This window comes from Streptomyces monomycini, from assembly GCF_022271435.1.
GTDB lineage: Bacteria > Actinomycetota > Actinomycetes > Streptomycetales > Streptomycetaceae > Streptomyces > Streptomyces monomycini.
Genome location: NZ_JAFIQY010000005.1, coordinates 197,279 through 214,234, shown reverse-complemented (window position 1 = coordinate 214,234; position 16,956 = coordinate 197,279). Strand labels below are relative to the sequence as shown.

At 73.0% G+C, this 16,956-nt stretch carries 17 protein-coding genes; 11 read left to right on the top strand and 6 right to left on the bottom strand.

What is annotated here, in order from left to right:
• Window positions 1-81: 81 nt before the first annotated feature.
• On the top strand, window positions 82-2,205 hold the full coding sequence (locus JXZ78_RS08810) for a phage holin family protein (protein WP_030020475.1): 2,124 nt from the start codon (window positions 82-84) through the stop codon (window positions 2,203-2,205).
• An 87-nt stretch (window positions 2,206-2,292) separates the two neighbouring features.
• Window positions 2,293-3,813: an amino acid permease gene (locus JXZ78_RS08805; RefSeq protein WP_238782784.1), complete on the top strand. Its 1,521-nt coding sequence runs from the start codon at window positions 2,293-2,295 to the stop codon at window positions 3,811-3,813.
• Here the strand turns inward: JXZ78_RS08805 and JXZ78_RS08800 are convergent.
• Together JXZ78_RS08800 and JXZ78_RS08795 are read right to left on the bottom strand one after the other, a co-directional pair.
• Window positions 3,803-4,570: an SDR family NAD(P)-dependent oxidoreductase gene (locus JXZ78_RS08800; RefSeq protein ID WP_030020477.1), complete on the bottom strand. Its 768-nt coding sequence runs from the start codon at window positions 4,568-4,570 to the stop codon at window positions 3,803-3,805. The genes JXZ78_RS08805 and JXZ78_RS08800 overlap by 11 nt on opposite strands.
• A 130-nt stretch (window positions 4,571-4,700) precedes the next feature.
• Complete coding sequence (locus tag JXZ78_RS08795) at window positions 4,701-5,282, bottom strand: TetR/AcrR family transcriptional regulator (RefSeq protein ID WP_030020478.1); 582 nt, start codon at window positions 5,280-5,282, stop codon at window positions 4,701-4,703.
• A 202-nt stretch (window positions 5,283-5,484) separates the two neighbouring features.
• Here JXZ78_RS08795 and JXZ78_RS08790 point away from each other — a divergent pair, with 202 nt between their 5' ends.
• Together JXZ78_RS08790 and JXZ78_RS08785 are read left to right on the top strand one after the other, a co-directional pair.
• Complete coding sequence (locus JXZ78_RS08790) at window positions 5,485-6,075, top strand: aromatic-ring hydroxylase C-terminal domain-containing protein (protein WP_157851604.1); 591 nt, start codon at window positions 5,485-5,487, stop codon at window positions 6,073-6,075.
• Window positions 6,076-6,181: 106 nt separating this feature from the next.
• Window positions 6,182-6,583, top strand: a complete 402-nt coding sequence (locus tag JXZ78_RS08785) for a nuclear transport factor 2 family protein (protein WP_050502520.1) — start codon at window positions 6,182-6,184, stop codon at window positions 6,581-6,583.
• Window positions 6,584-6,603: 20 nt separating this feature from the next.
• On the opposite strand, the gene JXZ78_RS08780 is transcribed toward JXZ78_RS08785, so the two are convergent.
• Window positions 6,604-7,425 (bottom strand): helix-turn-helix domain-containing protein, encoded by an 822-nt coding sequence (locus tag JXZ78_RS08780; RefSeq protein WP_030020481.1) that lies wholly within the window; start codon window positions 7,423-7,425, stop codon window positions 6,604-6,606.
• Between the two features lie 200 nt (window positions 7,426-7,625).
• Here JXZ78_RS08780 and JXZ78_RS08775 point away from each other — a divergent pair, with 200 nt between their 5' ends.
• The gene (locus JXZ78_RS08775) at window positions 7,626-7,985 is read left to right on the top strand and encodes a YciI family protein (protein WP_030020482.1); all 360 of its coding nucleotides are present in this window, start codon (window positions 7,626-7,628) and stop codon (window positions 7,983-7,985) included.
• A 92-nt stretch (window positions 7,986-8,077) separates the two neighbouring features.
• Window positions 8,078-9,274, top strand: coding sequence for an RNA polymerase sigma factor (locus JXZ78_RS08770; RefSeq protein WP_050502521.1), 1,197 nt, complete (start codon window positions 8,078-8,080; stop codon window positions 9,272-9,274).
• 100 nt (window positions 9,275-9,374) lie between these two features.
• Here the strand turns inward: JXZ78_RS08770 and JXZ78_RS08765 are convergent, their stop codons facing one another.
• The gene (locus JXZ78_RS08765) at window positions 9,375-11,111 is read right to left on the bottom strand and encodes a hydroxysqualene dehydroxylase (RefSeq protein ID WP_050502534.1); all 1,737 of its coding nucleotides are present in this window, start codon (window positions 11,109-11,111) and stop codon (window positions 9,375-9,377) included.
• A gap of 303 nt (window positions 11,112-11,414) precedes the next feature.
• On the opposite strand from JXZ78_RS08765, the gene JXZ78_RS08760 reads away from it, so the two are divergent.
• Entirely contained in the window at window positions 11,415-11,726 is a 312-nt protein-coding gene (locus tag JXZ78_RS08760) for a 4a-hydroxytetrahydrobiopterin dehydratase (protein WP_030020485.1), read from the top strand.
• A 45-nt stretch (window positions 11,727-11,771) separates the two neighbouring features.
• On the opposite strand, the gene JXZ78_RS08755 is transcribed toward JXZ78_RS08760, so the two are convergent.
• Window positions 11,772-12,764, bottom strand: coding sequence for a YihY/virulence factor BrkB family protein (locus tag JXZ78_RS08755; protein WP_238782765.1), 993 nt, complete (start codon window positions 12,762-12,764; stop codon window positions 11,772-11,774).
• A 235-nt stretch (window positions 12,765-12,999) separates the two neighbouring features.
• Between JXZ78_RS08755 and JXZ78_RS08750 the strand changes: the two genes are divergently transcribed.
• From JXZ78_RS08750 to JXZ78_RS08740, 3 genes are read left to right on the top strand one after another with little or no spacing between them, the layout of a single operon-like run.
• A complete protein-coding gene (locus JXZ78_RS08750) occupies window positions 13,000-13,545 on the top strand; it encodes an RNA polymerase sigma factor (protein WP_030020487.1) in 546 nt (181 codons plus the stop codon).
• The gene (locus JXZ78_RS08745) at window positions 13,536-14,255 is read left to right on the top strand and encodes a hypothetical protein (protein ID WP_050502523.1); all 720 of its coding nucleotides are present in this window, start codon (window positions 13,536-13,538) and stop codon (window positions 14,253-14,255) included. The genes JXZ78_RS08750 and JXZ78_RS08745 overlap by 10 nt, the downstream gene beginning before the upstream one ends.
• Entirely contained in the window at window positions 14,252-14,728 is a 477-nt protein-coding gene (locus JXZ78_RS08740; RefSeq protein ID WP_050502524.1) for a hypothetical protein, read from the top strand. Before JXZ78_RS08745 ends, JXZ78_RS08740 begins: the two co-directional genes overlap by 4 nt.
• Before the next feature lie 27 nt (window positions 14,729-14,755).
• On the opposite strand, the gene JXZ78_RS08735 is transcribed toward JXZ78_RS08740, so the two are convergent.
• Window positions 14,756-15,799, bottom strand: a complete 1,044-nt coding sequence (locus tag JXZ78_RS08735; protein WP_238782764.1) for a DUF1266 domain-containing protein — start codon at window positions 15,797-15,799, stop codon at window positions 14,756-14,758.
• A gap of 106 nt (window positions 15,800-15,905) precedes the next feature.
• Between JXZ78_RS08735 and JXZ78_RS08730 the strand changes: the two genes are divergently transcribed.
• Window positions 15,906-16,853 (top strand): methyltransferase, encoded by a 948-nt coding sequence (locus JXZ78_RS08730; RefSeq protein ID WP_030020490.1) that lies wholly within the window; start codon window positions 15,906-15,908, stop codon window positions 16,851-16,853.
• Window positions 16,854-16,956: the final 103 nt, after the last annotated feature.

The following is a 16,956-nucleotide window of genomic DNA, read 5'->3' as shown; positions in this document are numbered from 1 at the left end:
GTGGGCTGTGACACGCTGTATGCATGACGCCCGGCGAGGGTGTCGGAGCGTGACGAGCGGCGGGAGCGAGGTGAGCGTGCCATGCGGCGGCCCCGGTGGCGGACGGCGGGCGGAGCCCTGCTGCGGGTGACGGCGGTCTGGGTGGTGTCGTCGCTGACGCTCCTGGTGCTCGCCGGCCTGCTGCCCGACTTCCGCCTCCAGTCCGCGAGCGGCGACAGCCTCACCCGTACGTTCCTCACCGCCGCGCTGGGCGCCGGAGCCTTCGGCCTGCTCAGCGCCCTGGTCTGGCCCCTGCTCGTACGGGCCCTGCTGCTGGTGCCCGCCCTCGTCCTCGGGCTGCTGGTCTTCTTCCTGAACGGTTCGCTGCTGCTGGTCGCCCTCGGCCTGATCCCCGAGGGGCGCGGCCAGGCCGCGCCCGAGACGGCCGTGATCGTCGCCGCGGTGATGTCCGCGACCTCGTCCGCCACCTCCACCTTCCTCGCGGTGCGGGACGACGAGGCATATCGCCGCCGTCTGGTGCGCCTGGCCGGCCGCCGGCACGGCCGCCGCCGCGGTGCTCCCGGCGACCCGGGCCCCATAGCGCCCGGCACGGTCTTCCTCCAGCTCGACGGCCTCGGCCACGACCTGCTGCGGGAGGCGACGAGCGGTGAGCGGCCCCTGATGCCCACGGTCGCGGGCCGGCTCGGCAGCACCCACCGGCTGACCCCGTGGCGTACGGACTGGTCCAGCCAGACCGGCGCCAGCCAGCTCGGCATCCTGCACGGCAGCAACCACGACCTGCCCGCCTTCCGGTGGTACGAGAAGGAGACCCGGCGGCTGATCGTGAGCAACCGGCCCAGCGGCGCGGTCGAGCTCCAGCAGCGCGCCGAGGCCCGCACGGGCGACGCCGGGCTGCTCAGTTTCGACGGCGCCAGCCGCGGCAACCTCTTCAGCGGTGGCGCCGACCAGCTCGCTCTGGTGATGTCGGTGGCCGCCCGCCGCGGCCGGCACAACCGCTCGCGCGCGGGCTATTTCGCGTACTTCTCCGACCCGGCCAACGCGACGCGTACGGCGGTCTCCTTCGTCGCCGAGATCTTCCGCGAGGTGGGCCAGTCCCTGCGGTCCCGGTTCCGCCGGGAGTTCCCGCGGGTCAAACGCGGCGGCCTCTACCCGTTCATCCGGGCCTTCGCGACCGTCGTCGAGCGGGACGTGGTGGTCGCCGCCGTCATCGGCGATCTGCTCGCCGGCCGCACGGCCGTCTACGCCGACCTGGTCGCCTACGACGAGGTCGCGCACCACTCCGGCCCCCGGCACCGCGACACCCACCAGGTGCTGCGCCGCCTGGACCGCGCTGTCGGACTGATCGCCGACGCCGCGCAGTACGCCCCCCGCCGCTACCGCGTCGTCCTCCTCTCCGACCACGGCCAGAGCCCCGGCGTGACCTTCCTGGACAGCTACGGACTCGGCCTGGAGGACCTGGTGCGGGCCGGCTGCGGCCTGCCGGTCTCCCGGCGTGCCGGGCGGACCGCGAGCGGCGCCGAGGCGCGCGAGGCGGCCCGCGCCGCGCTGCACCGCCCGGAGGGCGCGGACGGCTGCGGTCCGACCGACCCCGTCGTGCTGGCCTCGGGCAATCTGGGCCTGGTGTCCTTCCCCGACCTGCCCGGGCGGGTCACCCGCGAGGAGATCGAACGCCGGCACCCCGCGCTGCTGGCCACCCTCGCCAACCATCCCGGCATCGGCTTCCTGCTCGTCCGCTCCGCCACGGACGGCGCCGTGGTGCTGGGGCCCGGCGGCGCCGAGCACCACCTCGACACCGGCCGGATCGTGGGCGAGGACCCCCTGGCCGGCTTCGGCGCGGGCGCCGCTGACGCTGTACGGCGCACGGACGGCTTCCCGCACACCGCGGACATCATGGTCAACTCCTCCTGCGACCCGGCCACGGGCGCGGTGCACGCCTTCGAGGAGCAGATCGGCTCGCACGGCGGGCTGGGCGGCGAGCAGAGCAGACCCTTCCTGATGTGGCCCGCGGAGCTGTCCCCGCCCACCGCCGACGGCGCGGAGCCGGTCGGCGCCGAGCAGATCCACACCATCCTGCGGCGCTGGCTGCGCGAGGTGGACGGGCCCCAGATACCCCTCGGGGGTCCGGCGGACGAACTGCGGCCGCAAGGGCCCACGCCCGAAGTATTTTCACCGGCCGACGGTGCCGTGCGGGACAAAACCCGCTGATTTTGTGCAACGTTGCAGGTCGAAGACGATGAGCAGCCGCTCGGCACCTCCGGGCGCGCACAGCACGACGAGAGGCTCACCCCAGCCATGCACGACCGGCACACCCGCCGCTTCGGTCTAGGGACCGCCATCTGTCTGGTGATGGGAAACATCATCGGCGGCGGCATCTTTCTCCTGCCGGCCTCGGTAGCCCCCTTCGGCACCGTGAGCCTGGTCGCCTTCGGCGTCCTGACCGTGGGCGCCATCGCGCTGGCCCTGGTCTTCGGACGGCTGGCCGCACGCCACCCGGACACCGGCGGCCCCTACGTCTACGCCCGCGAGGCGTTCGGCGACTTCGCCGGCTTCCTGTCGGCCTGGTCCTACTGGACCATGACGTGGGTGAGCAACGCGGCCCTCGCGGTCGCCGCGGTCGGCTACGTCCACGTGCTCTTCCCCGGGCACGACTCCAAGGGCATGGACCTGCTGGTGGCGCTGGTCGCGCTCTGGCTCCCGGCGCTCTCCAACTTCGCCGGCACCCGCTACGTCGGCGCGGTCCAGCTGGTCTCCACGATCCTGAAGTTCGTCCCGCTGCTCTTCATCGCGATCGTCGGGCTGTTCTTCTTCGACCCGGACAACCTGGGCGCCTTCAACGAGGGCGGCGGCAGCGCGGTCGGCGGCATGTCGGCTGCGGCGGCCATCCTGCTCTACAGCTACGTGGGCGTGGAGTCCGCGGCGATGAGCGCGGGCGAGGTGCGCGACCCCGAGCGCAACGTGGGCCGCGCCACCGTCCTCGGCACGATCGGCGCCGCCGTCGTCTACCTCCTCGGTACGGTCTCGGTCTTCGGCACGGTCGCGCACGACAAGCTGGTGGACTCCAAGGCGCCGTTCTCCGACGCGGTCAACGCCATGTTCGGCGGCCAGTGGGGCGGCACGGTCATCGCGGTCGCGGCGGTCGTCTCCATCGTCGGCGCGCTCAACGGCTGGACGCTGATGAGCGCCCAGTCGCCGTACGCCGCCGCCAAGGACGGCCTGTTCCCGGCCGCCTTCCTGAAGAAGCAGCGCGGTGTGCCGACCTTCGGCGTGCTGGCCGCCTCGGTGCTGGCCACCGCCCTGACCGTGATCAACTACCTGATCGGCGCGGGCGGCGTCTTCGAGATCCTCGTACTGATCACGACGTTCTCGGCGACCGTGCCCTACCTGCTCGCCGCGGGCGCCCAGATCTACTTCCTGCTGACCGGCGAGCGTGACAAGGTCCGCCCGGCCCGCTTCGTGCGGGACCTGGTGCTCGCGCTGGTCGCCTTCGGCTTCACCTTCTGGCTGGTGGCCGGCGCCGGGTACGCCGCGATCTACCAGGGCGTGCTGTTCCTGTTCGCCGGCATCCTCGTCTACGCCTGGATGGCGGCCCGCCGCACGGGCCGCCGCCGGCGCGCGGAGGAAGCGGCGGCCGGACAGCAGCCCGCGGCGGTCGAGGCCACGGCGGCTGCGGCCACGGCGGCCGGTGACCCGACGGCCGCTGGGGAGCCCACGGCGGCCGGTGAGCCCGCGGCCGTCGGTGAATCCGTGGCCGGCGAGGAGCCCACGGCCGTCGAGCGGTCCGCGGCCGGAGGGCCGGAGGACCCTAGGCGGTGACACCGCCGTCCACCACCAGCTCCGCGCCCACGGTGAACGCCGCCGCGTCGGACGCCAGGTGGAGCACCGCCGCCGCGATCTCGGCGGTACCGGCCGAACGGCCCGCGGGCACCTCGCGCCGCATCCGCTCGGCCTTCTGATCCGCGGTCTCGCCCGGCAGCGTCGACATGGGAGTGTCGACCTTGCCGGGCGAGACCGCGTTGATGCGGATGCCGTCCTCGATGTGGTCGAGCGCCGCGTTGCGGGTCAGGGCGCTCACAGCGGCCTTGGCGGCGACGTACGCGCTGACCCCGGGGCGGCGCAGCGAGGCGCCCAGGTTGGACGCGATGTTGACGATCGCGCCTCCGCCGTGCGCCCGCATGTGGCCGATCTCGTACTTCATCGACAGGAACGTGCCGGTGAGATTGGTGTCCAGGGCGCGCCGCCAGTCCTCCTCGGGGATGTCGGCGGTCGGCGCCGGGGGCACGAACACGCCGACGTTGTTGACGGCCACGTCCAGCGCGCCGAAGCGGCGCACGGTCTCCGCGACCAGCGCGGCCACGTCCGCACCCCGGGTCACGTCGGCGGTCACGGCCGCCGCCCGGCCTCCCGCGGCCTCCACCAGCGCGACCGTCTCCTTCAGCGGCCCCTCGGTACGGCCGGCGACCACGACGCTCGCGCCCTCCCCGGCGAACGCGAGGGCGACCGCCCGGCCGATGCCGGTGCCGCCACCGGTGACGAGCACGGTCTTTCCGGTGAAGCGTGCGGTGGTGTCCATGGTGGTGAACCCTTCTGTGGTGTGCCAGGAAAGATCAGTATCGAGAACGATCGGTCTTGAATGAGGGCGTGCGGCGGTACGCGAGTGGCGCAGGGTTGGCGCCGCACTCCGCCCCCGTCCCCGGCCGTTCTCAGCCGAGCAGCTCCAGCGCCTGCTCCGCCGCGTCCCGCAGTCGGCCCGGTTCCTGCCCGGACTTGCCCATCAGGCGCAGCCCCTGCATCAGCACGAGCAGCATCCGGGCCAGCGCCCGCGGGTCGCGATCGGCGGGCAGCTCGCCCTGGGCCCGGGCCCGGGTCAGCGCCGAGGTCAGTGCCGTCTCCAGTACCGTCCAGCTCGCCTCGACCTGCCGGGCGGCGTGCCGGTCGTGCGCCGCCAGTTCCGCGGCCGTGTTCGTCACGAAGCAGCCACGCCCCAGGTCGTCGCAGGCGGCCTCCTCCGCGAACCGGGTCACCAGCGCCCGTACGGCGGGCAGCGCGGGACCCGGCTGCGACAGCTCTTCGATGAGCCCCGGGTCCGAGAGCCGGCTGTACCGCTCCAGGGCCTTGAGGTAGAGGTCGTGCTTACTGCCGAAGGTCGCGTAGAGGCTGGCGCGGGCGATGCCGAGATGGTCGACGAGGTCGGTCATCGACGTCGCCTCGTAACCGCGCCGCCAGAACAGTTCGAGGGCTGCCTGGAGTGCGGCGTCCGGATCGAATGCCTTGGTCCGTGCCATGGGAAGGACCCTAGGCTTTCGAGACCGATCGGTCAATAATGGCTGGTGCGGGCGACGCCCCGTCAGTGGCCCAGCGCCTGCGTCATGTTCCGGTCCAGTTCCGCGCGCAGCTTCGCGCACTCCCGTACCGAAACGGCTGCTGGACACCTGTGAGCCGGAGCGCCGCGCCGCAGTACGGGCCTCCCTGGCGCTCTCCCGCACCATGCACCAGGGTTACCGGTCCCTGGGCGGCGGCGACTCCAACGTGCTGTACGAGCTGGCCGTGCAGGACTACATCCGGGCGATGATGCGCTACGCGTACCCCTCGGGCGCGGTGGTCCCGCCCGACGCCGCGCCCGCCCCCGACCTCCTCTCCGACCACGCGTACCCGGGCCACCGCCTGCCGCACCGCCCTGTGGAGATGCCTGACAACGGCCGGATCTCCACCCTCGACCTCGTCGGCGCCGACTGGGCCCTGTTCGCCGGGCCGCACGGCGTGCCCTGGCCGTCCGCCGCGACGGAGGCGACCGCCGCCCTCGGTATCACCCTGAGCGCGCACAGCGTCCCCGACGACACCCTCCCCGGATTGGCGCCCGATGGAGCAGCCCTACTCGTCCGCCCCGACCGCTTCGTGGCCTGGCGCGGACCGCCTCGCCGCCGACCCGGGCACCGCCGTCGAGCGGACGCTGGCCGTGCTGCTGGGCCAGGAGATGAGCCGGACGCTGACGGACGTCTGAATACGGCGGAGCGCCACCCGGCCCGGCCCATTACCTGCCGGGTAATCGACCCGCCCGCCGCGCCCCGGCATCTTTGAGGCACCGGTTCACGGGCCGGCGCACTCCGGCCCGCGAACCGGCCCACCAGGGCCGTGGCGCACCGCGAGCCCGTGACGGACGACGAGACGCGAGGAGAGGTCGGTCATGACGCAGACAGACACCCGGCAGGCGGGCACGGAGCGCTACGAGGGCGCGGTCGAGCGGTACTTGGCGGCGTGGAACTCGGCCGGGCAGGACGCCGACGGTGCCGTCGAGGCCGTCGCCGCGGCCTTCACCGAGGACGCCACCTACACCGACCCGCTCGCCGACACCGTGGGCCACGACCAGCTCGCCGCCGTCATCGCCGGGGTCCACGCGCAGTTCCCCGGGTTCGGGTTCCGGCGGCTGGGGACGCCGGACGGGCATCACGACGTCGTCCGCTTCGGCTGGGAGCTGGTGGCGCCGGACGGTTCGGCCCCGGTCGCCGGGTTCGACGTCGCCACGCTCGCGGCGGACGGCCGGATCCGTACCGTCGCCGGCTTTCTGGACCGCGTGCCTCCCATGTGAGCCGGTGCGGGATTGCCGCCCTACGGCAGCCACGTCCGCAGATGTCCGGCCGTCTCCGGGTCCGCCGGGAGGAAGGTCTCCAGGGCGAGTTCGGAGACGGTCACGTCCATCGGGGTGTTGAAGGTGGCGATCGTGGAGATGAACGACAGCACCTGTCCGTCGTGTTCGACGACCATGGGCAGCGCGTACGGCGCGTGACCGCTGCCCGCGGCCGTCTCCCGGCCGCCCTCGGGCAGCGGGTAGGCGCTGACCTCCTCGTAGACCGCGCGGAGCGGCGCCGACCGCATGACCGCCAACTGCCGCTGCATCTGCGTCAACAGGTGCTCGCGCCACTCCAGGAAGTTGCGGATGCGCGGCGCGAGCCCGTCGGGGTGCAGGGTGATGCGCATGGCGTTCAGCGGCGGCTCCAGCAGTTTCGCGCCGACGCCCGCCATCAACGCCTGGATGCCCCGGTTCGCGGCGACGACGTGGTACGTGGCATCGACGACCAGGGCCGGGAACGGCTCGTAACCCGTCAGCAGCCGCTCCATGCCGGTGCGCAGCGCGTCCATCGACGGGTCGTCCAAGGGGGCCTCCGGGAAGCCGGGGGCGTAACCGGCCGCGATCAGCAGCGCGTTGCGTTCCCGTACGGGTACGTCGAGGTGTTCGGCCAGCCGCAGCACCATTTCCTGGCTGGGCCGGGCGCGGCCGGTCTCGATGAAACTGATGTGCCGGGCCGAGGAGTCGGCCCGCAGGGCCAGGTCGAGCTGGCTGACGCGGCGCCGGACCCGCCACTCGCGTAGCAGCGCGCCCACCCCCGGCGCGTCGGACGCCGTCTTTGAGGGGAACGCAGCAGTCGTCATGGCCGAACCGTAACCGATTTCGTACGCCTGTACGGGTTGTGTCGGTACGGGGTGGGCGCGCCCCCCCTCGGGGCAGGGCGTGGCAGCTCCGGACGAATTCTCCGAAGAAGATTCGATGGTCGTGTCGATCCGGCGGTCTCCCGTTCGACGCAAGGGTGAGAGGCGGGGAGAGACCCCGTCCGTACGACCGAGGAGTCACCGTGCCGCGCTTCCTGACGCTGATCCGCATCGACGAGAAGAACGCCCCCGCGGAGGGCCCGAGCCCGGAACTCCAGGAGCGGATGGGCGCGCTGCTGGAGGAGATCACCAAGGCCGGGATCATGCTGGACACCGCCGGGCTCACCCCCACCTCCGAGGGCACCCGGGTCACCTGGTCCGGCGGGCAGCTCAGTTCGACCGACGGCCCGTTCACCGAGACGAAGGAGGTCGTCGGCGGCTACTCCATCATCCAGGCCAAGGACAAGGCGGAGGCCCTGGAGTGGACCAAGCGGTTCCTGCGCACCCACGAGGACCACTGGACCGTCACCGCCGAGGTCCGGGAGATCGCCGAGGGCTGCTGACCCCGTCCGTGCTTGTCGCCCCCGCGCACGGCTGATCTGATGTGGCCGTGACGGCAGCAAGCACGACCGACGCGGTCGATACGGTGTTCAGGATGGAGTCCGCGCGGATCATCGCCGGTGTCACCCGCATCGTGCGGGACGTGGGCATCGCCGAGGAACTCGCGCAGGACGCCCTGGTCGCCGCGCTGGAACAGTGGCCGGAGTCAGGCGTTCCGGACCGGCCGGGCGCCTGGCTCATGGCCACCGCCAAGCACCGCGCCATCGACCTCGTCCGCCGCAAGGAGGCGTACGCGCGCAAACTGGCCGAGGTCGGGCGGGCACTGGAGGACGTACCGCCGCCCGAACCCGCGGACGCCGAGGACATCGACGACGACCTGCTGCGGCTGATCTTCACCGCCTGTCATCCCGTGCTGGCGGCACCGGCCCGTATCGCGCTCACCCTGCGGCTGCTGGGCGGGCTGACCACACCGGAGATCGCCCGGGCCTTCCTCGTCGCGGAGCCCACGGTGGCGCAGCGCATAGTGCGCGCCAAGCGCGCGCTCGCCGAAGCCCGGGTGCCCTTCGAAGTCCCGTACGGCACCGAACGGTCCGCCCGCCTCTCCTCCGTCCTGGAGGTCATCTACCTCGTCTTCAACGAGGGGTACGCCGCGACGGCCGGTGACGACCTGGTGCGCCCGGCCCTGTGCGAGGACGCGCTCCGCCTCGCCCGTGTGCTGGAGAACCTGATGTCGGGCGAACCCGAAGTGCACGGGCTGGCGGCGCTGCTGGAGTTCCAGGCCTCGCGCATCCCCGCCCGTACGGGCCCCGGCGGCGAGCCGGTGCTGCTCGCCGACCAGAACCGCGCGAAGTGGAACCGTATGCTCGTCCGGCGCGGTGTCGACGCCCTGCACCGCGCAGGACACGGCCCCTACTCGCTGCAGGCCGCGATCGCCGCGCACCACGCGGTGGCCACCCGGTACGAGGACACGGACTGGGCCGCCATCGCCACCCTCTACGACCGGCTCCTCGCACAGTCCCCGTCCCCGGTGGTCGAGTTGAACCGGGCGGTCGCCGTGTCGATGGCCGAAGGCCCCGCCGCCGCGCTGAAACTGGTGGACGCCCTGGTCGCCGACCCCGCCCTGAAGGGCTACCACCTGCTGCCCAGTGTCCGCGGCGACCTGCTGGAACGCCTGGGGCGGGCGTCCGAGGCGCGCGAAGAGTTCGAACGGGCGGCGGCCCTGGCCCGTAACGCCCGGGAACGGAAACTGCTCCTGGCCAGGGCGTCCCGCTCCGGACCCCGTACGGACTGACCTGTACGGCCGGGACGCCCGGCAGCCGTACGGCCGGGACGCCCGGGCCCCTACCCGTGCCGGCCGACCACACGGCCCGCACACCCAGCGCATCTCCACATCACCCCAGGTCGAAGACGTTCCGCAGCCCGAGCCGATGCCGCGTTTCGTCGTGCCTCCTGAGCGGTGCGAACTCCGGTGCGCGGTACAGCGGCACGACCGCGCACCGCTCGGCGGCCGAACCGGACGCGTCCAGCAGCGCGTTCACGGCCTGCCGCGCGGACGCGTTGGCGCCCTCCATCGTCGCCAGGTCGATGTCGACGGCCACGTAGTCCCCGGCGAGGAAGAGGTTGGGGATCGCCGTACGGGACGTGGGCCGGTTCAGCCAGGAACCGGTGGGGTGGATCAGTAACTGCTCGTCGTTGGCGGGGTGCGGGGTGCCGAGCCCGGAGACCGCCGGATCCAGGAACCAGGAGTGCAGCGTCGCGTCACGCAGCACGGTCTTGCCGGTGTCGTTGAGGCCGGCCTTCATCTGGGCCCAGACCTCTCGCGCGACCTCCTCACGCGTGCACTGCTTGGCCGTCTTCCCGTACAGGATGCCCGGCTGGTCCCACTCCGAGATGTCCACCGACAGGCAGTCGGCGGCCTGCCCGTCACCGTAGTCGGCCGGGAAGTCACGGTTCTTCCAGTACTGCGCCTGGCCGACCGCGGTCAGCGACCAGGGCGAGTCGATGTGGTTGACGTGCCCGTGGATGACCGGCGTGGGCTCGGTCAGATAGAACTGGATGCCCGTCATCCAGTCGGTGGCCAGCTTGTCGCAGCGCGCCAACTGCGGGTCGGCGGCCCGTACGGCGGCGTTCCAGGTGGCACGGGCGTGCTCGACCGGCATGGCCTGCACGAAGTGGTCGGCGACGACCGCCTGTCGCGCGCCCTGTGGATCGGTGACGACCGCCTCCGCGATCCGGCCGCCCGCCAGCCGCAGGTCCCGTACGGCCCACCCGACCCTGAACTCCACCCCGAGCGACCGCAGGTACGCCACCCACGGGTCGATCCACGCCTCGTTGGTGGGCAGGTTCAGCACCCGGTCCGGCTGTCCGTCGGCACCCCGGCCGAGCAGGTTGAAGACGAAGGCCTCGGCGCAGGTCGCGACGGTCCGGGTGGAGGCGATCTCCGCCTTGGTCGCGACGATGTTGCGGGTCAGGCCGATGGCCAGCAGACGCTGGTAGTCGGGGGACATCGACGCGGCCCGCAGGAAACGCCACCAGGGTGTGTGCTCCCAGACGTCCAGCCGGCGCCGGTCGCAGCTGGTGAGGAAGACCAGCAGCCGGTTGGCGAAGTACGCGATCTCGTGGGCGGGGAGGCGGGTCGCCGTGTCCAGCAGGCCGGTCAGCATGCGCAGGAACGCGTCGGGGGTGAGGACCGGCGGGGGAGTGCCGACGGTGGAGAACGGGATACGGATGTCCTCCCGGCCGGCGGTACGGGCGAACATCACCTCGGTGGAGGCCACCAGGTTGTCGTGACAGCCGTTGGCGTTGCCGGGGAACGGGATGCGGCGCAAGGTGTCCGGGAGGTTGTGGTAGATGCCCGGGATGAAGCGGAAGCCGTGCTCGCCGGGCAGCGGCTTGCGGCCGCCGCGCGCGCTGTCCGGCACGTCCATGCTGCGGGCCTTGCCGCCGAGGCCCTTGGGCTTGCGCTCGTACACGGTGACCTGGAAACCGCGTTCGGCCAGTTCGTGCGCGGCGGTCAGCCCGGCCACTCCGCCGCCGAGGACGGCCACGGTCCGGCCCGCGGCACGGCGCCGGGCGGCGGGCGCGGCGGCCGCCGTACCGCCGGTGCCCAGGGCGAGCGCGCCGCCCATCGCCGCCGCCCCGCCCAGGAACGTCCGCCGGGGCTGCCCGCCGCCGGCTCCGCGCGTGTGCTCCGTACGGCCTTCGGTGTCCACAGCTGCTCCCTACTACCCCCGGTAACGGACGGCCCGTCAGGCGCAGGAGCATAGAAGTGGCCCCGTGACCCCGGAAGCCCGCGGCGTGCCCGTCCGCACATTGGCGGGAAAGCGTCCTCGGCGTGCCACGCTGGAACTGCTGCAATCGACAGTGCGCGGACGGCCCGGTGGTACGGGCGGTACGCGCGGCCATGCGCTGTGACGGAGAGGCGGAGCGAGATGGACGCTCAGGTGGACCTGCTGACGGACAAGGAGATCGAGGACTGCCTCGCGGAGTTGCCCGGCTGGTCGGTGATTGACGGCAGCCTGACCCGCACCTACACCTTCGAGCGGCACCTGCCGGCCGCCGCGATGGTGATCCACGTCGCCCAGATCCAGGAGGAGCTGAACCACCACTCCGAACTGACCCTGGGCTACAACACGCTGACCGTCGCCGTGAACACCCACAGCGCCGGCCACGCCGTCACCGTCCTCGACTTCACCCTGGCCCACCGGGTCGAGGAGATCGCCACCGGCCACGGGGGGAGCTGAGGGACGGGCGGCGGCGGGCCGAACGGGCGAGCTGAGCGGGCGTGCTCATCTCTTGGCCTTCTTGCTGCCATCGGACTCACCGGTCTCGCCGGGGCCCGCCGCCCCCTCGGACGCATCCGCTTCCCCGCTCTCCATACGGGCCAGCTCGGCGTTGAACTGGGCGCCGCTCAGCAGGGACAGATGGGAGAACCACAGCCATATCAGGAAGACGACGGGCCCGGCGAGCGACCCGTACAGCCGGTTGAACGTGCCCACGTACGAGGCGTAGAACGTGAACCCCGCCGAGGACACCAGCCACATCAGCACCGCCACGACCCCGCCGGGCACCGCGCGCCGCCCACGCGTCCGGGACGGGCCCGTACGGAAGAGCACCATCACCAGCACGACGGCCAGCAGCAACAGCAGCGGCCACTGCAACAGGTTCCACGTCTCCTCGCCCGCCTCGCCGAGCCCCAGGGCCCGCCCGGCCGCACTCGCCATCGGCCCGCTGACCAGCAGCACGACCGCACTGCTGATCAGCAGCGCCAACAGCAGCAGCGCCGTCGCCAGGATGCGCGGCGCCTTGCGCCACGGCGGCCGGTCGTCCTTGACGCGGTACATCGCGTGCAGGGCCCGCCGGAACACCGCCAGGTAGCTGCACGACGACCACAGGGCGCTGACCAGCGCACCCCCGACCAGCATCCAGACGGCGGTCCGCTGCTGGGCCATGGTGACCAGGGCCCGGCGGACGGTACCGCCCGACCCGGCCGGGGCGAGGGCGCTGATGTGGTTGATCAGCTCCTCGGTGGACGCGGGGTTGGCCAGGCCGACGAGCGAGATGGTGACGATCACCGAGGGCAGCAGGGCCAGTACCGAGTAGTACGTCAGGCTGGCCGCCCAGTCGGACACGTCGTCGTTCCAGATCGAGACCGGCGTACGGCGGGCCGCGGTCCGGATGCGGGGCCAGCTGGGCAGCGTGGCGCGGCGTGCGCGTGGCCTGCCGGTGCCGGCCGCGAGCATCGGTGGGTGCAGTCCGCGGTCCGTACCGCTACCGCCCATGAGTGTCCGTCCTCTCCTCGTGCCGTGCGCGCGCCGGGCGCCCGGTCCGTCTGCCCGTTTGCGCAGCGTACAAGCGTGTGTGGCGCACTCCGTCCGGTGGTGTGCCGTGGTAGGCGTCTTCTCTGCGGCCGGATCGGGTGCCGGAGAGGAATCGCCGGTTACTCCCGTATCGCATCAAAGCGGCGCATCGCGCCCGCCTCCGGTGAAGATGGTCGGGGAAGGAAGGAGCCGGTGAGTGCCCGAACCCAGCGACGCCCTGCTGGCCGTACGTGCCGCGGAAGGGGACGAGGGGGCCTTCGAGGTGCTCGTCCGCCGCCACAGCGCTCAGCTCCTGCGCCTGGCCACCCGGCTGCTCGGCAGCCGTACCGACGCGGAGGACGCCGTGCAGGACGCCTTCGTGAGCGCCTGGCGCAGAATCCCGGAGTTCCGCGGCGACGCCGCGTTCGCGACCTGGATGTATCGCATCGTCACCAACCGGTGCCTGAACCTGCTGCGGGCCCGCAGACCCACCCAGGACCTCGGCTCGGTGCCCGAGCCGAGCGCGCCCGAGCACGCGTCGTCACCGGTGCGGGCGGCCGAGTCGACCGCAGCCGTCGAGGCGCTGATGCGGGCGATGGACGGACTCACCCCGGAGCAGCGCGCCTGCTGGGTGCTGCGCGAACTGCACGCCCTGCCGTACGAGGAGATCGCCGCGGTGGTGGGCATCAGCCACCAGGCGGTCCGTGGCAGGGTCTTCCGAGCACGCCGCTATCTGACGGAGGCGATGGGCGCATGGCGCTAGGTGAGCACGACGACCCGATCCTGCCCTGCGGCCGCGCGCTGTCGTCCGTGTGGGAGGAGAGCGAAGCGGAGGAAGCGGTTGAAGCGGGCCTCGCGGGCGGCCCGGCCGGAGACGGTGCCCTGGACGTTGGTCCGCAGGCAGGCCCGGACGCCGGTCCGCAGGGCGGTCCGCATGCCGCCCGGTGCCCGTACTGCCAGGAGGCGCTGGCGGGCCTCGGCGTCCTCGACCGCTACGTACGCGAAGCCCGGCAGACCGCGGGAGCGGCGGGCCGCGACGAGGAGGACCGGAGCACCGAACGCTTCACGGCCCGGGTGATGGACCTGGTCAGAACCGAACTCCGGCCCGGCAGGACGCTGCCGCTGGGCGACCCGGAGGACGACGCGTGGATCACCGAGGCCGCGGCGGCCAAGTCCTTCCGCGCCGCGGCCGAGACCCTGCCGGACGTTCAAGCGGGCAGCTGCCGGGTCACCCTGCTCGCGCCGCGGGGGCCCATGAAGGTGGCGATCGAACTGGCGGCCGGGTACGCGTGGCCGCTGCCCGCGCTGGCCGACCGGGTACGCGAACGGGTGCGCGCGGCGGCGCGGGACGGCATCGGCCTGGAGGTCGAGGAGGTGGACGTCACCGTCGTGGACCTCGTCGAGGACGCCGCCGAGGGGGAGACGGGGGGCTCCGGCGGGCATCCGGAAGCCCGCGAGGAGGGCAGGTCATGAGTCAGGTCATGAGCGGCGACGCGCAGCTGCACGCGGCGGTCCTCCGTGCCGCCGCCGGGGCCGCCAAGGACACTCCCGGTGTCGCCTTCCTCCGGCCCGGCCTGGGCGAACTGCTCCGGGGGACGGTGGCACGGACGGCGGGAACGGGCTCCGGCTCCCGGTCCGCCCCGGGTCCCGACTCCCGGTCCGCTTCCGGTTCCGGCTCCCGGTCGGCCCCCGGTACCGGCTCCGGCGGTGGCTCCTCCCCACCCGGGCGGGGAGGCCGCGTGTCCGGCGTACGGGCCGACCACGGCCCTGGTCCGGGACCGTGGCGGATCCGCGTCCACCTGGCGGTCCGGCGAGGTCACCGGGCCCTGGACGTGGTCCGCGCGGTCCGGCCGCGTGTCACGGCGGCGGTCCAGGAGGCGCTGCGGACGGCGGGCGAAGCCGCGCCCGAGGTCGCCGTGACGGTGACCGTCACGGACATCACCTGACGGACCTCCGCCATGTGTCTCGTCCGGTCAGGCGAACGGCAGATTCACCCACGGCGAGGCCGGATCCTGGCCGAGCACCCGGTGCAGGTGCACCGCTTCCTGGTACGCCGTGCCGAACCAGCCGTTGTCGAAGGCCAGCGCCCGGCCCAGCGCGTACCCCGCCGAGAACTCCTGCCAGGAGCCGTACGCCGCGCGCGCCAGCTCACCGGCGCGCAGCACGGCCTGTTCGGCCTCCGGGGGCGCGCAGTAGCGGGCCCCGAGCCCCCAGCGGACGAGAGCTACGGCATGCGCGTAGTCCAGGGCGACGAGCGACTTCACGTGCCCGTCCGCAGGCAGCAGCCCCTCCGTACGGAAGCGCTCCTCGTACTTCTCCACCAGCTCCGGTACGCCGCCGGACCCGGCCTCTTCCCCACCGTCGCGGGCCCGCAGCGCGGCCTCGGTCTCGGCCGGTACGAAACCGGCGTCGAGCAACTGGCCGAGACGCTGCTGCCAGGACGCCGGATCGGTGACCGACCACTGCTCGTGCAGCAGCTGGGCGTCGGCCGCGTAGTCGAGGAAGGCGGTGCCCAGCTCGTTCCACGGCACGCTGTGGTGCACGGCGATCGGTGCGCCGCAGGCGAGTCCTTGGGCGAGCGGACCGTGCAGCGGACCGCCGAGGTGGGTGGTGAGCAGCCCGCCGGGCCGGACACCGTACTGGGCACGGATCCGCGTCCAGGTGCTGCGGTGCGCGGCGGTGGCCGGCAGGTACGCGGCGCACGGCGTGCCCGGATTGACCGCCAGCTTCCACTTGTCGTTCGGCCAGTCCTGGGCCAGCTCCTCCACCGAGACCCGGTCGAAGAGCTGCTGCGGATGCCACGGCGGCAGCATGCCGCGGGTCGTCACGGGGATGCACGTACCGCCGCCGGCCGGGTCCTCGTAGACCGGCAGCGGGTCCTGGCCCTGCTGGGGCACCACCAGATACAGGTCTTCACCGGCCACCGCCGCGACCTGGCCTTCCCAGTCGCCCCGTGCACCGGCCTCGCACAACCGCCGTTCCGTCTCGGTCGGCGGTATCCATCCTGGAGTTCCCACGGAGCAGAACCTTACGGTGGGCGGTCCGGCGCCCCCGGAGGCGGGGTGCTTTGCCGGACCGGCAAGGATGTTTGCCTTATGGTGCGCCCTGCCGGACGCTCGCACCATGACGGACCACAACCATGGCACCACCGCCCCGGCACGTGAGCACGGCCACGACCACGGTCAGGGCCACGGCCACCACCACGACAACACGCACATGGACTGGGACGCCCTCGCCGCCTACCTCGAAGGCGAGGCCGAGTTCCAGACCCCGCTCCTCGAACAGGCCACCGCCTGGCTCCGAGACCTGCTGACGCGGACGCCCGGCCCCGGACCCGACGAGGTCCGCCGGGTGCTCGACGTCGGCAGCGGCCCCGGCGTCACCAGCTGCCTGCTCGCCCAGGCCTTCCCACAGGCCGAGATCGTGGCGGTGGACCCGACCGAGGCGCTGCTCGAACGCGCCCGGGACCGCGCCGCAGACCTGGGCCTCGGCGACCGGTTCCGTACCCGGGTGGCCGAGCTGCCCGACCACATGGACGGCATCGGGGAAGCGGACCTCATCTGGTCCAGCAAGGCTTTGCACCACGTCGGCGACCAGGCGGCCGCCGTGGCCGCGCTGGCCCGCCTGCTCCGCCCGGGCGGGCTGCTCGTCGTGTCCGAAGGCGGCCTCGCCCCCCGGTTCCTGCCCCGCGACTTCGGCGTCGGACGCCCCGGCTTCCAGAGCCGTCTCGACGCGCTGCAGGACGACTGGTTCGCCCAGATGCGCGCCGCGCTGCCCGGCGCCCGGGCCGTCGTCGAGGACTGGCCCGCCCTCCTGACCGCCGCGGGCCTGCGGACCCCGCTGAGCCGCAGCTTCCTGCTCGACCTGCCCGCCCCGCTGGACCCCGCCCAGCGCGCCCAGGTCACCGGGCTGCTCTCCCGCTTCGCCGAGAAGACCGGCGACGACCTGGACGAGGAGGACCGCGCCATCCTCACCCGCCTCCTCGACCCGGAGGACCCGGCGGGCATCGCCCTGCGCCCGGACCTCTTCTGGCTCTCCGCTCAGACCTTCCACACGGCACGGGCGGCCTGACCGCACGGCCTCCCCCGGTGGATGCCCGCGCCCGGGCCGACGATGCCGCCCGCGCGTCCCGCCCTGGGAGCGGCGGGACGCGACGGCACCGCCCGGCCGCCGC